Genomic DNA, 15,619 nt, shown 5'->3' with positions numbered 1-15,619 from the left:
CCTAGTGCCGAATATCGGTTATGCCACAATCCAGGTGATTCCCTCTGTACGTGGGATAGGGGACGAGCTCCGGCGTCAGCTCGTCGGCCCGTCCGAGGACGCGGGCTCCGACGCCGGACAGGCCGCAGGCGGCAGCCTCAAGGAGAAGCTCCTCGTCGGCGTCGCCGCGGCTGGTGTCGCTGCTGGCGCGATCCTCGTCGCTGGCATCACCGAGGCGATCGAGCAGGCGAACATCACCTCGACCCTGCAGGCCCAGCTCGGCGCCACGGCCAAGGACGCTGGGAAGTACGGCGAGGTCGCAGGGAAGCTCTACAGCAAGGGCATCACCGAGACCTTCCAGGAAGGCGCGGACGCGATCCGGGCCGTGGTCAACGCTGGCCTCGTATCCCCGGACGCCACGAACGCCCAGCTGGAATCCCTCAGCGGGAAAATGTCGGACGTCGCAACGACGTTCGGGACGGACATGGCACGGCAGACCGAAGCCGTAGCCGCGATGTTCAAGAACGGGCTGGCCCCGGATGCCGAGTCGGCTCTCGACTTGATCACGGTCGGGTTCCAGAAGCTGGGCCCGAACGCCGAGGACTTGCTGGACACGTTCCAGGAGTACTCGATTCAGTTCAAGAAGCTGGGCATCAACGGCGAGGAGGCCCTCGGCCTGTTCCAGCAGGGCATCGCTGCGGGCGCCCGGGACACCGACATCATCGCGGACGCGTTCAAAGAGTTCGGCATCCGTGCGATCGACATGTCGACGTCCTCGCAGGAGGCCTACAAGGCCATCGGCCTCGACGCAGAGAAGATGTCGCTGCAGATCGCCAAGGGCGGCGACACCGCTGGCGAGGGACTGCAGCTGGTCCTGGACAAGCTGCGCGCCATCAAGGATCCGGTCGCCCAGAACGCTGCGGCGGTGGGGCTCTTCGGCACTCAGGCCGAGGATCTTGGGCAGGCGCTCTTCGCCCTCGACCCGAATGCTGCGATCGACGGCTTCGGGAAGATCACGGGCGCGGCGGGTGAGCTGGGCAAGACGCTGCACTCCGGGCCGGCCCACGAGCTGGAAGTGTTCGCCCGGACGATCAAGCAGAACTTCGTGGACTTCCTCACCGCCGAGGCGCTGCCTGTCGTCCTGAACATCGCCAAGGCCCTCAACAGTGAGTTCCTTCCGCCGCTGACAACCGTAGCCTCGGCTGCCGCGGGCGTGCTGGTGCCTGCCCTGCAGGGGTTGTTCACAGCAGGCATGGCCGTCGTCGACTGGCTGCGCGAGTGGGGTGTCTGGCTGATCCCCGCGGCGATCCTTGTCGGCGGCCTCACCCTCGCTCTGAACGCGCAGGCCATCGCGACCGCCGCGGTCACCGCCGTGTTCTCCATCTACCGTGGGGCGATCCTGCTGGGCACCGCGGTCACGAGCGGGTTCACCGCGGCGCAGGCTCTGCTGAACGCCGTCATGGCGCTGAACCCGATCGCCCTCATCGTGATCGCGCTGGTGGCTCTGGCCGCCGCGATCGTCATCGCCTACAAGCGCAGCGAGACGTTCCGCAACATCGTGCAGGCGATGTGGGAGGGCATCCGCACAGCCGCTCTCTGGGTCTGGGAGAAGGCACTCAAGCCCGCCTTCGAAGGCTTCATGACCGGGCTGCGGGCGATCGGCGATGCGGCCGTCTGGCTGTGGGGCGTCCTGCAGCCCGTCTTCAACTTCATCGGCGAGGCCGCCCGCCTCCTCGCCACCATCGTCCTGACCATCCTGATCACCCCGATCTACCTGGCCGTCAAGGTGCTGGGTGCAATCTTCGGCTGGCTGTGGGACGCGGCGATCAAGCCTGCGTTCGACGCTATCGCCAAGGCTGCGTTGTGGTTGTGGAGTGTCGGCATCAAGCCTGCGTTCGACAACGTCATGGCTGGCGTCCGCCTCCTTGGCGCGACTATGGCCTGGCTCTGGGCTAACGCGATCAAACCCGCCTGGGACGCCATTGCGGCTGCCGCCAAGTGGCTGTGGACCAACGGCATCAAGCCCGCCTTCGACAACATCGTCGCTGGTGGTAAGGCTCTCGGTGGTGCCGCCACCTGGCTTTGGCAGAACGCCATCAAGCCCGCCTGGGACGGTCTGGGCGGAGCCATCCAGTGGGTATGGCAGAACGTGATCAGGCCCGCGTTCGACAACGTGAAGCGCGGCGTCGACCTGGTGCGCGAGGGCTTCAAGAGCGGCGTGGACGCCATCGGCCGGATTTGGGACGGGCTCAAGGACATCACCCGGAAGCCGGTCCAGTTCATCATCGACACCGTCTACAACAACGGCATCCGCAAGGTCTGGAACATGGTCGCGGATTTCACCGGCTCTAAGAAACTGGACTGGGCGACCTTCGCCACGGGCGGCTCCGTGTTCGGCGCCGGTACTGCGACATCCGATTCCATCCCGGCGCTGCTCTCCACCGGGGAGCACGTGTGGACGGCGCGTGAGGTTCGGGGTGCGGGTGGCCATGCGGCCGTCGAAGCCCTGCGCGCGCACGCAGCCCGAGGCGGGGCCGCCTTCGCCAAGGGCGGCGCGGTCGCGATCCCTCGGTTCGCCGAGGGGGGCGGTGTCTTCGACTGGCTGTCCGGTAAGGCCAGGCAGATCGGCGGCGTCCTCATGGACGGCGTCGAGTTCATGACGAGCCCCGGCAAGGCCTGGGATGCGGCCACCAAGTTCATCAAGGACCAGGTCAAGGACAGCCTGTCCGGCTCGCAGTGGGCCCAGGCGCTCTCGCAGTTCCCGGCCAAGATGCTTCAGTCCCTCAAAGACAAGATCGTGGCTGCTGCGGAGAACGTCATTGGCGGCTCGGCCAGTGGCAGCGTCGCCGCAGCCATGGGCTTCGCTCGTGGGCAGGCCGGTAAGCCCTATCAATGGGGTGGGGCAGGCGACCCGTCATGGGACTGCTCGGGGTTCATGTCTGGCATCCAGAAGGTGATCCTCGGCCAGTCGCCGCTCGGAAGGCTCTGGAGCACGTTCTCCTTCCAAGGCAACACCGCTCCCGCCGGCTGGCACCGGAACCTAAAGTCGCCCTTCATGATCGGCATCACCAACGACGGGGTCGGCCACACGGCCGGAACCCTGGCCGGCATGAACGTCGAGAGCAGGGGCGGCGACGGCGTCATTGTGGGCCCCCGCGCCCGCGGCTACAACAGCCCGCTGTTCAACGCGCAGTACGGCTTCGCGCCCGCCCTCCGGAAATTCGACAGCGGCGGCTGGCTCCAGCCAGGAGTCACCACAGCAGTCAACGCGACCGGGAGGCCCGAGGCGATCCTCACCGCACCGCAATGGCAGCTTGCCGAGAACGCGCTGGCCAGTTCGGCGCGCGGAATTGGCCCCGGTGACGAGCTCACGCTCGTCGTCGACGGGCAGCGTTTCCACGCCTACGTGGACGGCCGGGCTGACGGCCGCGTGGCAGCTGGTATGCGCGACCTCCGGAACACCGTGACGTCCGGACGAAAGGGGTAGAGCGTGGCGATCCCCGGCAACTTTCTGTCCGCCGTCACGGAGTCCGTCGACCCCAACACCAGCGGATGGCTCGCCAAGCTGAACTGCGCCATCTCTGCTGGCACTGGCGGCCGTACCGGCAACGGGACGCTCAAGCTGACGTCTACGGCGAGTGGGGAGATGCAGGCCCGCACTGCCTCCTCCTACGCCGTAACCGTCGGCCAGGAGTACCAGGCGTTCGCGGACGCTTCCGGGGCCACCGTCCCGGAGCGCATCGGCATCCGCTGGCTGACGGCGGCGAACGCCGAGATCAGCGTCACCTGGTCGCTCACTACCGCGAGCGCCTCGGCGACCTGGCACCGCATCTCCGTGTCCGGTAACGCCCCGGCGACGGCGGCCTCAGCACAGGTGCTGGTGTCGGCGTCGCCGGTCGCGGGCGGCGTGATCAACCACTTCGAGAACGTCTACCTGGGCGCACCGATGCGCACGCAGGGCAACCTCCTGTCGGCGGATGCGGAGGGAATCGAGCACGCCACCCTGAAGTGGGTGGCGGAGACGAACTGCTCGGTCGCCCGTCAGGCGCCGATGGTGTCGTGGCCGGTCGACTACTACCTGGCCGGCGGCCAGGTGCTGGCGCTCACCGTCACCGCGGGTGGGAACGCCTCCGCGAAGATCACCGAAAAGCCTTCGGCGTCTGCGGGCACCGAGTACATCGGCTATGCCTACCTGAGTCCGCCGACGTCCGGATCGACGGTCTGGGTCGAGCTGCGGTTCTACACCGCGGCAGACGTCCTCCTGACCGCGACACGATCCAACCTGGCGGCACCGGGCACCGGCTACTACCAGCAGCGGGTGTCTGCAGTCGCTCCTGCGACGACCTCCTACGCAACGCTCGCCGTCGGCATCACCTCAGGGACAGCGGCGCAGGTCATGCGGATCGACGGCGCGGTCATAGCGACCGCGCCCGTCATCCGCGAGGGCAACATCATCCCGTATGCGGATGCCTCATTCGAGAAGGATGTCGCCGGCTGGGCGGTGGTCTCCGGTGTGGCGACACTGGCCCGCTCCACCCCGTGGGGTGCTTACGCCATGGACGGCGCATATGCACTGACCGTGTCGTCCGCGACGGCCACTGCCAGCGTCATCCGCTCCGCCCGCTTCCCGGCCGGTGCTGCCGCAGGACTGAGCTTCCGCCTGCAGCTGTACACGAACGTGAGCGCGGGTGGGTGGACCATCCAGCGGCATATCCGCTGGTACGACGCCGCCAACAACAGCCTCGGTCTCACCTCGACCTCGTCGGCTGCGGCGCCGACTCCCGACTGGTGGGTTCTCACCCACAGCGGGACCGCGCCCGCGCTGGCCACGCAGGCCGCGGTCGAGCTGTCCCTCACGGCAACGGCAGTTTCATCGGCACTGCGGATCGACGCGGTGCAGATTTGGGAAGCGCTGCCGCTGATCGCGGTCGCGGCAGACGACGCGAACGCCGTGATCACGCTGACTCTGCGGGAGCTGACCGTCGGCTATCTGCTGACGGTGTGGCGGGTCTCTGCCGACGGGGCGCGGACGCTTGTCCGTGGCGCTTCCGGCCTCATTCAGTACGAGGAGATCGCCGCAGACCAGCTCGTTATCGAGGACGCGGAGGCCCCTCTGGGCGTCCCGATCACCTACTACGTGGAGGTCGTCGCCAGCATCGGGGCGACCCCAGAGTCCCGGACCAGCGACACGATCCAGCTCGACGCGGGCGATTCCCAGTACGCGTGGCTCAAGGACCCCGGCCGGCCGGACCGGAACATGCAGGTCATGATGGCCGAGGCCCCATCCTGGTCGCGGCCGGTAGAGCAAGCCGAGTTCCGGGTGCGACGCCGGCGCAACGCGGTCATCCTCAGCGACGTCCGCGGCGGCCTCGAAGGAACCCTCGTCGTCTACACCCAGAGCGACGAGGAACGGGCAGCCCTTCACCGACTGCTCGACTCAGGGTCGGTACTGCTGTGGCAGGCCTCGCCAGGGCACGGAGTCGACGACATGTACGTAGCCGTCGGCGCCGCCACGGAGGGCCGCCAGGGCGAGGCCACCGACCCCGGCCGGACCTGGCAGCTGCCCGTCAAGCAGGTCGACATGCCCATCACCGTCGGAGTTGCCAGCTCCGCCGGCCGGACCTGGCAGGACGTCCTCACCGAGAACGCGACCTGGGCGGACGTGCTTTCCAAGTACGCGACCTGGGAGGACGTCTTCCTGGACCGGCAGATCGGAGCCTGATGTACGCCGTCTCCGACCGCTTCCTGCAGGCCATCGCCGAGTCCCACGACGTAGCCGTCGAGGTGGTCCTCATCCGGACCGACGGCACCTCGGAGACGCTCGACATCACCGGCGGCAGCGTGTCCGTCGACCGGAGCGCATCCGTGCGGCGCACTTGCACGGTCACGCTCGCCGATCCCACGCTGATCCCGCGGACCGCCGCCGACAAGGTGAGCATCTACGGTGCCCGCCTGCGGATCAGCCGTGGCGTCCAGTACGGCGACGGCTCCCAGGAGCTGGTTCCGCTCGGGGTTTTCCGCATCGACAACGTCAGCGGCGACGTCGACGAGGGGCCCGTATCCATCACCGGCAAGGGCCTCGAAATTGTCGTGGCTGACGACCGGTTCACCGCCCCCTACCGGGCCTCGGGCACGGCGGTCAGTGCGGTCACCTCCCTGATCCAGCGCTCGATCCCGACCGCCTCGGTGGTGATCGGATCCGTAGCGGATGCCGCGATCGGGGCCCGCACCTGGGACGTCGGCGCGGACCCGTGGGCGGCGGTCGGCGAACTCGCGTCCGTCATCGGCGCCGAGGTGTACGCCGACGGATCCGGGGCGTTCGTCATCACCGAACTGCCCGACATCCTCACCACCAGCCCCGTCTGGACGGTCGCAGCGGGCGAGGGCGGCACCTACGTGGAAGCCAGCCGGGGCATGAGCAGCGATGCGGTTTTCAACGGCGTCCTAGCCGGCGGCGAAAACTCGGAAGCCGGTGTCGCACCCTTTCAGGTGCTCGTCACCGACTCCGATCCGGGCAGCCCCACGTACTGGGACGGCCCCTACGGGCACCGCCTGGCCCCGCAGATGGTCACCTCCCCGGCCATCCTCACCTCCATCCAGGCGACCGCGGCGGGCACGCTACGGCTGCGGCAGGCCCAGGCCGCGAGCGCTTCCGCAGACCTGACCACGCTGCCCAACCCTGCGCTGGAGGTAGGCGACGTCCTGCGGGTCGTCTACGCGGACGGCACCGCAGAGCTACACCAGGTCTCCGCGTTCCCTGTCCCGCTGGATGTCGGCGGCGCCTTCACGATCCGCACGATCTCCGCAAAGGAGGCGACGTGAGTTCCATTCAGCAGGCCGTGTCGGATCTTGCCGACGTCCTCCACAGCCAGGTCAGGCAGGTCTCCGACCAGGACCCGAGCATTCGCGGCGCCGACTGGCGGATGGCCGTCGTCGCAACCATCCAGACCGCCACCGGCACCATCACCACCACCGACGGCATCATTGCCCGGCGCACCGACCTGTACGTCACGCCCGTCGTAGGCGACACGATCATCCTCACCGTCTCAGGCGTCGGAAACTGGCTCGCCGTCTGCCGCATGGCGCCCGTCTCCACGGCCGGTACCTGGCAGGCCCTCACCTACTCCGGCACCTGGTCCGCATGGGGCTCTCCCTACTACTCGCCCGCGTACCGCATCAACGGTGACGGGACCGTCAGCCTCTGCGGCATGGCCCGCGCCCCTGCCTCCACGACCGGCACGTCCACGATCGCGACGCTGCCCGCCGCCGCCCGGCCTGCCCAGGGCGTGCGACTCGGCACCATCGTCAACTCGAGCGTCATCAGCGCGCTCCTGGTCAACGCCGACGGCACGATCCAGATCGCCGACTACACCGGCACCGCCCTGTGGGCCGCCCTCGACGGCGTCACTCTCCGGATCATCTAGAAAGGGGGCTTCCGTGGCCACCGACGCATACGGGCAGGGCATCCAGGTCGCATCCCTCACGGACCCGCCGAACGCACAGACCCTCGCCACGAACTTGGCCGCGATGGCCGGGCAGACAGTCATGCGGTTCGCGAACGCTGCGGCCCGAGCCGCTGCCATTACCAGCCCCGTTGCGGGCATGGTCGCCTACCTGGTCACCGAGAAGCGCCTGACCTACTACGACGGCACCCAATGGATCATTCAGAATCCGTGCGCGTTCGTGTACGCGTCAGCCACACAGTCCGTGCTGAACAACACGGCGACCGTGATCAACATCAACTCCGCCATCGTTGACGACACGGCCGGCCTGAACGTCGCGGGCCACTACTGGCTGACCCCCATGGCAGGCGTGTACCGGCTGACCGCCATGGTCGCCTGGACGGGCAGCCTCGGTGGAGGCTGGCGCACGATGTGGCTGAACAACAACGGCGTCCAGATCGTGGGCTCCCAGGGCGGCGATGCAGGCTCGAACGTCGGCAGCGTCCTCGAACGGACCTGCGTGGCGTCGCTGGCCGCGGGCCGGCAGATCTCCCTGAGCGCCCTGCAGCAGTCCGGCGGCGCGCTCACCACGGACCTTCCCGGCAACATCGCTGCCAGCATCGACATCCAGTTCCTGCACGCCTGACCGACCCCAGCCCCGGACCGCAACGGCCGGGGCTCCCTCATGCCCAGGAGTGGCCATGTCCACTGGAGCCCAGTATTTCCCGGGGGCGTCGACCGCCTACCTGTACAGCGGCACCTACAAGGGGATCATGCAGGAGATCAACTGCTGCGTGACCCACACCACCGAGGGCACCAGCCTTCCGGACTACGACGGCGGCGTCAGCGCCCCCAATACGACGATCTTGCCGGACATCCGCAACAAGCGGATCAAGGTCTACGCGCACTTTCCCGCGGACATGTCCGCCCGCGCCCTCGTCGACAACCCGAACACCGAGGTCCGGACCAACCGCAACAACTGCCACCAGGTCGAACTCGTCGGCAGCTGCGACCCGAACCGGCGCACCAAGTGGGGCAAGCTCGTCGCCGGCGTCGACTACATCTACTGGCCTGACGCCCCGGACTGGCTGCTCCGCGCCTACGCGCAGTACATCGCGTGGCTGCGCACCGAGCACGGCGTTCCGCTCACCCTGACGCCGCGGCCGTTCCTCGCCTACCCCGGCAGCTACGGCAACAGCCGGGCCCGCATGGCCCTCGACGAGTGGGCCAACTTCAAGGGCCACTGCGGGCACATGCATGTCCCCGACGGCAACGACCACGGCGATCCCGGCAACACGCGCATGGACCTGGTCATCGCCTACGCCAAGGAGATCGTCTCCGGCAAGCCGACCACGCCCCCGGAGCCCCCGAAGCCGGTCCCGCCCGTCACCCCTTCTCCCGCGCCGGAGTACGTCCGGCCGGTGGCCTTCCGAATGATCGGAGTCTGATCATGACCACGCCCACCCCCATCCCGCGTCCCGCTGGCGTCCTGCTCCTTAAGTCCGCCGGCGGCGGGCGCGAGAGTTCTTCCGGCGCCAACGACAGCACCGTCTTCGCTATCTTCCCCAGTGGGCTCATCCGCCGGGCCACCAAAGCCGAGCTCACCCGCTGGGACAACGCGACCATCGACTACACGGTCCCCGTCGGCACCCAGTACGACCGCGAGTGGACCGACGTGGCCACCGTCGACAACGCCATCCGCAAGGCCTGACCCCCGACTCCAGAACGGACCACTCATGAACGTGGCACTCGACCGCGCCTACTGGCTCGGCCTCCTCATCTCCGTGGTGCTGCCGGTCCTCGTAGGCCTGGTCACCACCCGCGTCACCTCCGCCGGCGCCAAGGCCGTCCTCCTGCTGGCCTTGTCCACCCTGAACGGCCTTCTCGTCGAGGTGGTCCATCCCGGACCGGGCTTCGACTTCGGCACGGCCGCCGTGCTCGCCCTGGTCGCGTTCGCCACCGGCGTCCTCGCACACTTCGGGCTGTGGAAGCCGACCGGCGTCGCCGCCAAGGCGCAGGATTCCCTGGTGAAGTCCAGCTCTCCCCAGATCTCGGGGGTGTAGGTGCCGTGCCGTGCGGTCCGGCGGCTCCGTGAGCATCTGGGCCGCCGCGGCATCTTCCTCCTCATCCTTGGTATCGGGAAGACCTGCTGGGGCGTGAGCTTCCTTGTTGACCCTCCCAACACCGAGGGCCTGCAGCTGCTGACCCAGCTGTGCTCGCTGCGCCACTGGTCCTGGCTGTGGATCGTGGCCGGACTCATCACGACTGCGTCCGCATTCCTGCGCGTCGGGCGTGATCGTTTCGGATTTGTTGCTGCACTGGTGCCGCCGTCAGTGTGGGCGATTGCGTACCTCGCCGCTGTGTTCAGCGGCGACTACTCCCGCGGCGCCTGGGTCGCGGTCTGGTACCTCACCTCCCACGTGGGGGTGATCCTGTGGGCCGCGACGGTGCCCGAGCACTCCGTGCCCAGCATTCCGCGCGGCCGGAGAGCTGAGGGCGGATGAATGTGTGGGCGGCGATAGCGACGGTCAGCGGCGCCGTGCTGACACTGGTGGGCGCCGTGTACGCGGCCCGCTCATCCCGGGCCGCAGCGGCAGCGTCCGCCCGGGCGACGGAAGTTGCGGCGGTCGTGCAGAGCGAGCCGGCCCAGCGGCAGGCGGACCTGCAAGCGTTCCGGGAGATCCAGGAGAAGCGGGCCCAGGACCTGCAGGAGACGAAGGAAGAACTCCGGTCGCTGCGGTCGCTGGTCCGGGCGTTCGTCTTCTACGTCGGTGAGCTCAGTACACAGATGCGACAGTCCGGCATCGAGCCGCCGGCGCCCCCGGACCGCATCGAGGAGTACAACCGAACTGGAGTGTGATGAGCGACGATCCCGCCCCGAGGCCCGCGGCACCGCGCCGTCAGCAGCCGATGGCCGACGCTGAGACGCTCGTCGACATGGGCGTCCTGGAGGAGCAGCCCCAGCCGCCACCCGACGTGCCGCCGGAACCGCCAGTCGAGGAGCAGGCGAACCTGCTGGCACTCGACGCGGCCCTCGCCGAATCCGGCGTCACCAGGCGGGCCGCTGACACCGAAGCAGTCGCCCGGCTCGCCAAGCTCGACGCGGCGACCGTCGCAGCGATCACAGGATGGGTCAAGCACAAGAAGAAGGACCCGCCAGTCAAGGCGAGCAACCGAACTGGAGTGTGACGTGGGGTTCACCGACCGGAGTAAACCGCCGACCGAGTGGTGCGACTGGTGGACTGAGGTTCACCAACTCAGTCCAGACATCGCTTACGGCTGGGTGCCGCCTGAGCTGACGGCCGACCCGTCCGACCCCAACCCGTGGTTCTGGCACTGGTGCCCACAGCAGGGCCGATGGGACCAGCAGGCTGCTCCCAATCACACGCTCATCTCCCGCTCACCCCTACAGGTGGAGCCGTCGCTGCTCTGGTCGTGCTGCGGCACCCATGGCTTCGCCCGTGATGGTGCATGGATTCCTGCTTGACGCGGTGCACCCGCCCGCCCCCACCTTCGGGTGGGGGCTTTCGTCATGCCCTGAGCGGGAGTTGAGCCAAGATAAGATGCCATATCGGCGCCCGGAATTGGTACAATTGAACATGACTGACAAGCTCTCTACCCATCTGTGGGGATTGATCAACTGGATCGCGGATACACCTGACGCCGTTCGGCATCGCGGTCGACTGCGGAGCGACATGAGCGTCGCCTACTGGCGCGGCCCCACCGTTCGCAGGGTCGATCGGGGACGCAGGGTGGATTGGTCGATAGACGGCGTCTCTGTATCGGAGGCTCAGGCCGTAGGCCGGATGCGCCACGAAGAGAACTTGCGCCGGACCGCCCCTTCAGAAGGCAGCCAGCCATGAGCACTCGCGCGCTTGAGGTCCACCCCGCGAGCAACGTCCCGGCCACCTACGACCCGGCGACCCTGGCCGTCCTCGCCGCCATGGAACGAGCCGCCGAGGAACACCTTGACGCCATCCGCCCCCACAACACGAAACGCGGGTACGAGAACGACTGGGCACTCTGGGCCGAGTTCCACCGGTGGCTCGCCGAACGCACCGGCCACCCGTTGGCGCTCACCGATGTCACCAAAGGCACACTCGTCGGGTTCGTCATCTGGCTCGACACGGTGAAGATCGCAGCACCCGCCAGCATCGACCGACGGATCACCGGAGTCACGGTCACCGCCCGCTCCTTGGGCGTCGAGGTCTCGAAGGACGCCACCGTCGCTGCACGAAAGGCGCTCAAGCCGCTCAAGCTCGACCCCGACCGGATCGCCCGAGGCCGAGGCAAAGCCCCCGCAGCCACGCCCGCACAGCTCCAGCAGATGTACGCCGCCGCCCCCGCAGGCCTTGCTGGACTTCGCGACCGCGCGCTCTGGCTCATGGCCTTCGGAATCGCCGGCCGCTCCGCCGAAGTCTCCGCCCTACGAACCGACGGCATCCAGCTCGTCAGCGAAGGCCTCGACGTCCACGTCCCCTCCGTCAAGCAGCGCCCACCCCGAGACGTCGTCGTCGCCTACGGCAAGAACCCCGACACCTGCCCCGTCCGCGCCTGGCTCACCTGGAAAGCCGCCGCCGGACTCACCAGCGGACCCGCCTTCCGGCCCGTCAACGTCCACGGACACCTCGGCACCGACGAGCTCTCACCCACCGGCTGCCAAGAGATCATCTCTCGCAGCGCCGAACGGGCCGGGGTCGCCGTCCGGCTCACCGGCCACAGCATGCGGGCCGGGTTCATCACCACCTCCCGCAAGGCAGGGAAGCGCGAGGAGAAGATCCGCGCCCAGTCCGGCCACGCCGCCAACAGCCCCGTGTTCTGGGGGTACATCCAGGAAGCCGACCGATGGGTCGACGCCGCATCCGACGACATCGGTCTGTAGAGGAGAGCGATGTCCAACTTCGATCCGTCGCTGCCGTCATTTCGGCTGTGGAACTGGCTGATGATGCACGGCGCGAGCGTAGATGCAGCGCGCGACCTCATGAACGACTACGCCCACGAACTGGCCACCCGCATCCGAGAACACGACTACGACCCGGGCGAGGTAGGCCCCGTTCACGTGGCGTTCCAGGACGCGGCAGACGTGATCGATCCCCAGGTCAGCAGGACTTAACAAGACGTTATGTGCTGCCGTCACCCACAAGCCCAGATCTACAAGGCCGCCCACTTGTAGCTCTGGGTTGTAGGTCTGGCCGCCCTGCCACACTGGAGCCACCCGAATGAGGGGCGTCTACGGCAGCCCGTCGGGCATGCCTACAGCATGAGCGACTACCTGACCGACGCCGAGGTCCGCGACATCCTCCGCCCCCTGCAAGACGACGGTCCTGTTGGCCGCCTGTACGCCACGGGCGAGATCGCCGACGAGTTGATGCTGGAGCTCACCGCCCTGGCGAGCCCTGAGGGTGGGGGTGACGAGCAGGCGGATCGGATCATGGAGGTAATTCAGTACGTGACTCGGGCGGGATACCGTCCACCAGTGAAGGGGTGGACTGCCTGACCGCCCTGCCACACTGGAGCCACCCGAAGGAGGCGCCATGCCCGACCCCTTGATCCAGCCGTTCCCGTCGGAGCCGCCATGGCCCGGCGAAGACGAGCCCGTCTCGCTCCCCTTCCCGGACACCCGGGACCCGCTCGACAAGTGGGAGCAGCCGGACGGCTACTGGTCGGATGAGCTGACCGCGATGGTGGCCGAGTGTGAGGCCGGCACGCGGTCCACGATTCCGTGCCAGGTCTGCGGGCGCGAGACTACCGAGCTGACCGTCGACTACGTCAACACGGAGCCTTTCGTGCTCGCGCCATCGCTTCCCCGGTACGCGAGGTCGGCTCGGGTGTTCACGCTCACCCCCTGCGGGCACGCGCTCAAGCGCTAGGAGGCGTCATGGAACTGCTGCTCTGGCTGCTCGTCCCCGTCGGCTATATAGCGGGCACTCTGATTGCCGACGCATTGGACGCATTGTGGGATCTGGTTCGCCCAGGGGACTCGCTCCCTGCCAGGCCTCCTCAGGGACTTCAGATCGGCAGCCCCGTCCTGAGCATGGCGTCGGCGCCCTGGCAGCTGCCCGAGCAGTCCCTCGTGAGGGAGAAGGTCTGCCTGGTGAAGGGCTGCGACGGGCCGACCCATGAGCCTCGGGCTTGGTCCGGGATGCTGTTGACCCGGTACCACTGGCACTGACCGCCCTGCCCGTTGTCGGCGCCCCGTGCCACACTGGGCGAAGTCCTTCGTAACTCAGTGGCAGAGTGCTCGGTGCACCGCCCTCCGAGGCAACTGAAAGAGTGGTCGCGGGTTCGACTCCCGCCGAAGGACCTGCACGCTGAACCGGCCCCCTGTCCGGTGTAGGTCTGCGATCAAGCCCCTGCCCACGTCGGGCGGGGGCTCTTCGCTTATCCGGAATCTCTCCCGCCACATCCCTACCGCCTGGCCCACCTGCGTGCCTATGGTGTGGCTCCGGATCATCCCGGGCCCAGCGCCCTCCCGGCTCCCCACGGGAGGGCTGCCGCGCGCCTACTCCTCGCCGGCCTCGTACACGTGCGGCTTACCGCCCTGCCAGGCGATCACCTCGGAGTCCCCGAGCACCAACTCCTCAGGGTCGGGGATGTCGATCCGCCGCAGGAACTCGATCAGGTCCGCATCGCTGTAGGCGACGCCGAGGACGGTATCGACACCGCGGATCCGGATCACGACCCGCCGGCCGCCCGACGGTGAGATCCGGTGCACGAGGATCGGCGCATGCTCCATCCCTCCAGCGTGCGGGCGCGCTGCTAGTCCAGCACCCCGAGCGCCGTGTCCGGCCGACAGTGCGTGCACGCCTCCACCCCGTCGGCCAGGGCCCGCCGCGCGGCGTCCCGGTCCGCGGGCATGCAGCGGGAGCGGGTGTCCCAGCAGGAGCCGACATGCACTCGCACCGGAGTCCGGCCGACGCCGATGCCGTGCTCGATCAGCCAGTCCGGCGGCGGGACCGGCGGCAGGCGGGCCGCCTCGGCAGCCAGGCGCTTCTCCTCCGTCGCGATCCAGCTGCGGGTCCGCTCCAGGTCGCCGACCTGCACCCGCTCCAGGAAGCGGAGGAGATCAAGGCGAGACGGAGAGTCGGACACAAGTTCGATTCTACGACGATTGGCGCACGCCGTTGTCGATGGCCCGTAGGACAATGGATCCATCACATCGGCTCTAGCTAGCGGGGAAGCCTGCTGGGCCGGACACTCTGCCCCGCCGGACGCGTACCCGGCGGGGCAGAGATGCGTCAGGCCTCCGCCGGCGCCGGATGCCTGACCGCTGACTTCACCGCCGCCTCGACCATCCCGCGATCCTGACCCGTCGCCGCCGCATGCTCTGTGACCGCCGCCTGAGCGATGCCCACCCGGTCCGACCATGCAGCCCACGCCGCATCCCAGTCCGCGTGCCGCTCCTCCGACCAGCCGCCGTCCTGGGTCGGCCGGCCGAACTTCTCGGTGAGCTGTTTCAGGTAGGCGTGCGCCTCGTCGGAGGCCTGCTGCAGGGCCACCAGTTCGTCAGTGATTTCGATTTCCGCCACGGCCGGATCCTAGGCGGCAGGTACGACAGTCGGCCGCAGCCACTCGGCCAGCAGCTCCTGGTACCGGTCCGTCCACGCCCCGCCCGCCACGACGAGGGCCCGTATCTCCGCATTGATCTCGGCCGGTGTGCGCTCGGGCTCGCTCATGATCCGATCCTACGAGCCGCCCCTGACGATCGGAACGGGTGAACCACGTGTAAGCGACCCCGACCGGGAGGCAGAGTACGGGCATGAGCCAGCCGCCATCCCTCCGGGAGCTCCCCCCGATCAGCGACCTCACCGAGCAGCAGGTACGCGGTACCGCCTGCGTCTGGTGCGGCGTCTGCCTGGACAACGCCAGCGCGGTCGACCTGGGCGAGCGGCGGACACGGCGGGCCGGCATGCTGCTGCGCTGGTTCCCGCGAGCCTGCCCGCAGGACGGCACCCCGTAGACCCCGCCCCTCCTGAAGCGGCGGCAGCGGGAGGGGCGGGTACCAGCCAGTCGGGATGCTGTTCGCGCTCACAAATCTTCGGACGCACGTTCGATCGGACATCAGTCAAGTGCTAGGTAGAGCCTGACTGTTGGTGACGTTTCCGCAGGTCGAACACGGGATGCGAACGCATATATCCATGAACCCCCTTCCGCACCCGTGCATAGGGCAGGCAGACTGGGGCAGTCGCGGTGAGTGG

21 protein-coding genes and 1 pseudogene are annotated in these 15,619 nt (G+C 68.2%); 18 read left to right on the top strand and 4 right to left on the bottom strand.

What is annotated here, in order from left to right; genetic code table 11:
- Positions 1-4 precede the first annotated feature (4 nt).
- From ACLJTM_RS06530 to ACLJTM_RS06450, 17 genes and pseudogenes are all read left to right on the top strand, one after another.
- The gene (locus ACLJTM_RS06530; protein ID WP_411102437.1) at positions 5-3,466 is read left to right on the top strand and encodes a phage tail tape measure protein; all 3,462 of its coding nucleotides are present in this window, start codon (positions 5-7) and stop codon (positions 3,464-3,466) included.
- A gap of 3 nt (positions 3,467-3,469) precedes the next feature.
- Positions 3,470-5,701, top strand: coding sequence for a hypothetical protein (locus ACLJTM_RS06525; RefSeq protein WP_411102436.1), 2,232 nt, complete (start codon positions 3,470-3,472; stop codon positions 5,699-5,701).
- Positions 5,701-6,801: a DUF5047 domain-containing protein gene (locus ACLJTM_RS06520; protein WP_411102435.1), complete on the top strand. Its 1,101-nt coding sequence runs from the start codon at positions 5,701-5,703 to the stop codon at positions 6,799-6,801. Before ACLJTM_RS06525 ends, ACLJTM_RS06520 begins: the two co-directional genes overlap by 1 nt.
- Positions 6,798-7,403 carry a hypothetical protein gene (locus tag ACLJTM_RS06515; protein WP_411102434.1) on the top strand — a complete coding sequence of 202 codons (606 nt, stop codon included), beginning with the start codon at positions 6,798-6,800 and terminating at the stop codon, positions 7,401-7,403. The genes ACLJTM_RS06520 and ACLJTM_RS06515 overlap by 4 nt, the downstream gene beginning before the upstream one ends.
- Positions 7,404-7,416: 13 nt before the next feature.
- Complete coding sequence (locus ACLJTM_RS06510; RefSeq protein ID WP_411102433.1) at positions 7,417-8,067, top strand: hypothetical protein; 651 nt, start codon at positions 7,417-7,419, stop codon at positions 8,065-8,067.
- A gap of 55 nt (positions 8,068-8,122) precedes the next feature.
- On the top strand, positions 8,123-8,869 hold the full coding sequence (locus tag ACLJTM_RS06505; protein WP_411102432.1) for a hypothetical protein: 747 nt from the start codon (positions 8,123-8,125) through the stop codon (positions 8,867-8,869).
- 2 nt (positions 8,870-8,871) lie between these two features.
- Positions 8,872-9,132, top strand: coding sequence for a hypothetical protein (locus ACLJTM_RS06500; protein ID WP_411102431.1), 261 nt, complete (start codon positions 8,872-8,874; stop codon positions 9,130-9,132).
- A gap of 25 nt (positions 9,133-9,157) precedes the next feature.
- Positions 9,158-9,484 carry a hypothetical protein gene (locus tag ACLJTM_RS06495; protein ID WP_411102430.1) on the top strand — a complete coding sequence of 109 codons (327 nt, stop codon included), beginning with the start codon at positions 9,158-9,160 and terminating at the stop codon, positions 9,482-9,484.
- A gap of 93 nt (positions 9,485-9,577) precedes the next feature.
- Positions 9,578-9,925: a hypothetical protein gene (locus ACLJTM_RS06490; RefSeq protein ID WP_411102429.1), complete on the top strand. Its 348-nt coding sequence runs from the start codon at positions 9,578-9,580 to the stop codon at positions 9,923-9,925.
- Positions 9,922-10,281 (top strand): hypothetical protein, encoded by a 360-nt coding sequence (locus ACLJTM_RS06485; RefSeq protein WP_411102428.1) that lies wholly within the window; start codon positions 9,922-9,924, stop codon positions 10,279-10,281. Before ACLJTM_RS06490 ends, ACLJTM_RS06485 begins: the two co-directional genes overlap by 4 nt.
- Complete coding sequence (locus ACLJTM_RS06480) at positions 10,281-10,610, top strand: hypothetical protein (protein ID WP_411102427.1); 330 nt, start codon at positions 10,281-10,283, stop codon at positions 10,608-10,610. Before ACLJTM_RS06485 ends, ACLJTM_RS06480 begins: the two co-directional genes overlap by 1 nt.
- 670 nt (positions 10,611-11,280) lie before the next feature.
- A complete protein-coding gene (locus ACLJTM_RS06475) occupies positions 11,281-12,303 on the top strand; it encodes an integrase (RefSeq protein ID WP_411102426.1) in 1,023 nt (340 codons plus the stop codon).
- Positions 12,304-12,312: 9 nt separating this feature from the next.
- A complete protein-coding gene (locus ACLJTM_RS06470) occupies positions 12,313-12,534 on the top strand; it encodes a hypothetical protein (protein WP_411102425.1) in 222 nt (73 codons plus the stop codon).
- A 147-nt stretch (positions 12,535-12,681) separates the two neighbouring features.
- The gene (locus ACLJTM_RS06465; protein WP_411102424.1) at positions 12,682-12,918 is read left to right on the top strand and encodes a hypothetical protein; all 237 of its coding nucleotides are present in this window, start codon (positions 12,682-12,684) and stop codon (positions 12,916-12,918) included.
- Between the two features lie 37 nt (positions 12,919-12,955).
- Complete coding sequence (locus tag ACLJTM_RS06460) at positions 12,956-13,291, top strand: hypothetical protein (RefSeq protein ID WP_411102423.1); 336 nt, start codon at positions 12,956-12,958, stop codon at positions 13,289-13,291.
- An 8-nt stretch (positions 13,292-13,299) separates the two neighbouring features.
- Positions 13,300-13,593 carry a hypothetical protein gene (locus tag ACLJTM_RS06455; RefSeq protein ID WP_411102422.1) on the top strand — a complete coding sequence of 98 codons (294 nt, stop codon included), beginning with the start codon at positions 13,300-13,302 and terminating at the stop codon, positions 13,591-13,593.
- Positions 13,594-13,636: 43 nt separating this feature from the next.
- Positions 13,637-13,725 (top strand): annotated as a pseudogene (locus tag ACLJTM_RS06450).
- A 198-nt stretch (positions 13,726-13,923) separates the two neighbouring features.
- Here ACLJTM_RS06450 and ACLJTM_RS06445 read toward each other — a convergent pair.
- From ACLJTM_RS06445 to ACLJTM_RS06430, 4 genes are all read right to left on the bottom strand, one after another.
- Positions 13,924-14,157 (bottom strand): hypothetical protein, encoded by a 234-nt coding sequence (locus ACLJTM_RS06445; RefSeq protein WP_411102421.1) that lies wholly within the window; start codon positions 14,155-14,157, stop codon positions 13,924-13,926.
- Between the two features lie 23 nt (positions 14,158-14,180).
- The gene (locus ACLJTM_RS06440; protein WP_411102420.1) at positions 14,181-14,513 is read right to left on the bottom strand and encodes a DUF6233 domain-containing protein; all 333 of its coding nucleotides are present in this window, start codon (positions 14,511-14,513) and stop codon (positions 14,181-14,183) included.
- 146 nt (positions 14,514-14,659) lie between these two features.
- A complete protein-coding gene (locus ACLJTM_RS06435; RefSeq protein ID WP_411102419.1) occupies positions 14,660-14,950 on the bottom strand; it encodes a hypothetical protein in 291 nt (96 codons plus the stop codon).
- A 9-nt stretch (positions 14,951-14,959) separates the two neighbouring features.
- Positions 14,960-15,097 carry a hypothetical protein gene (locus ACLJTM_RS06430; protein ID WP_411102418.1) on the bottom strand — a complete coding sequence of 46 codons (138 nt, stop codon included), beginning with the start codon at positions 15,095-15,097 and terminating at the stop codon, positions 14,960-14,962.
- 83 nt (positions 15,098-15,180) lie between these two features.
- Between ACLJTM_RS06430 and ACLJTM_RS06425 the strand changes: the two genes are divergently transcribed.
- A complete protein-coding gene (locus tag ACLJTM_RS06425) occupies positions 15,181-15,381 on the top strand; it encodes a hypothetical protein (protein ID WP_411102417.1) in 201 nt (66 codons plus the stop codon).
- Positions 15,382-15,619 lie beyond the last annotated feature (238 nt).

It is taken from the genome of Streptomyces sp. cmx-4-9, assembly GCF_046548835.1.
In the GTDB taxonomy this organism is placed as follows: domain Bacteria; phylum Actinomycetota; class Actinomycetes; order Streptomycetales; family Streptomycetaceae; genus Streptomyces.
Note: the sequence above shows the minus strand (reverse complement) of the source record. Positions and strands in the feature narration are given on the sequence as shown.

Excerpts from the sequence above, each read along its gene's own strand:
- ACLJTM_RS06520 (WP_411102435.1), top strand. The coding sequence starts at position 5,701 with ATGTACGCCGTCTCCGACCGCTTCCTGCAGGCCATCGCCGAGTCCCAC.
- ACLJTM_RS06505 (WP_411102432.1), top strand. The coding sequence starts at position 8,123 with ATGTCCACTGGAGCCCAGTATTTCCCGGGGGCGTCGACCGCCTACCTG.
- ACLJTM_RS06500 (WP_411102431.1), top strand. The coding sequence starts at position 8,872 with ATGACCACGCCCACCCCCATCCCGCGTCCCGCTGGCGTCCTGCTCCTT.
- ACLJTM_RS06495 (WP_411102430.1), top strand. The coding sequence starts at position 9,158 with ATGAACGTGGCACTCGACCGCGCCTACTGGCTCGGCCTCCTCATCTCC.
- ACLJTM_RS06485 (WP_411102428.1), top strand. The coding sequence starts at position 9,922 with ATGAATGTGTGGGCGGCGATAGCGACGGTCAGCGGCGCCGTGCTGACA.
- ACLJTM_RS06480 (WP_411102427.1), top strand. The coding sequence starts at position 10,281 with ATGAGCGACGATCCCGCCCCGAGGCCCGCGGCACCGCGCCGTCAGCAG.
- ACLJTM_RS06475 (WP_411102426.1), top strand. The coding sequence starts at position 11,281 with ATGAGCACTCGCGCGCTTGAGGTCCACCCCGCGAGCAACGTCCCGGCC.
- ACLJTM_RS06470 (WP_411102425.1), top strand. The coding sequence starts at position 12,313 with ATGTCCAACTTCGATCCGTCGCTGCCGTCATTTCGGCTGTGGAACTGG.
- ACLJTM_RS06465 (WP_411102424.1), top strand. The coding sequence starts at position 12,682 with ATGAGCGACTACCTGACCGACGCCGAGGTCCGCGACATCCTCCGCCCC.
- ACLJTM_RS06460 (WP_411102423.1), top strand. The coding sequence starts at position 12,956 with ATGCCCGACCCCTTGATCCAGCCGTTCCCGTCGGAGCCGCCATGGCCC.
- ACLJTM_RS06455 (WP_411102422.1), top strand. The coding sequence starts at position 13,300 with ATGGAACTGCTGCTCTGGCTGCTCGTCCCCGTCGGCTATATAGCGGGC.
- ACLJTM_RS06445 (WP_411102421.1), bottom strand. The coding sequence starts at position 14,157 with ATGGAGCATGCGCCGATCCTCGTGCACCGGATCTCACCGTCGGGCGGC.
- ACLJTM_RS06430 (WP_411102418.1), bottom strand. The coding sequence starts at position 15,097 with ATGAGCGAGCCCGAGCGCACACCGGCCGAGATCAATGCGGAGATACGG.
- ACLJTM_RS06425 (WP_411102417.1), top strand. The coding sequence starts at position 15,181 with ATGAGCCAGCCGCCATCCCTCCGGGAGCTCCCCCCGATCAGCGACCTC.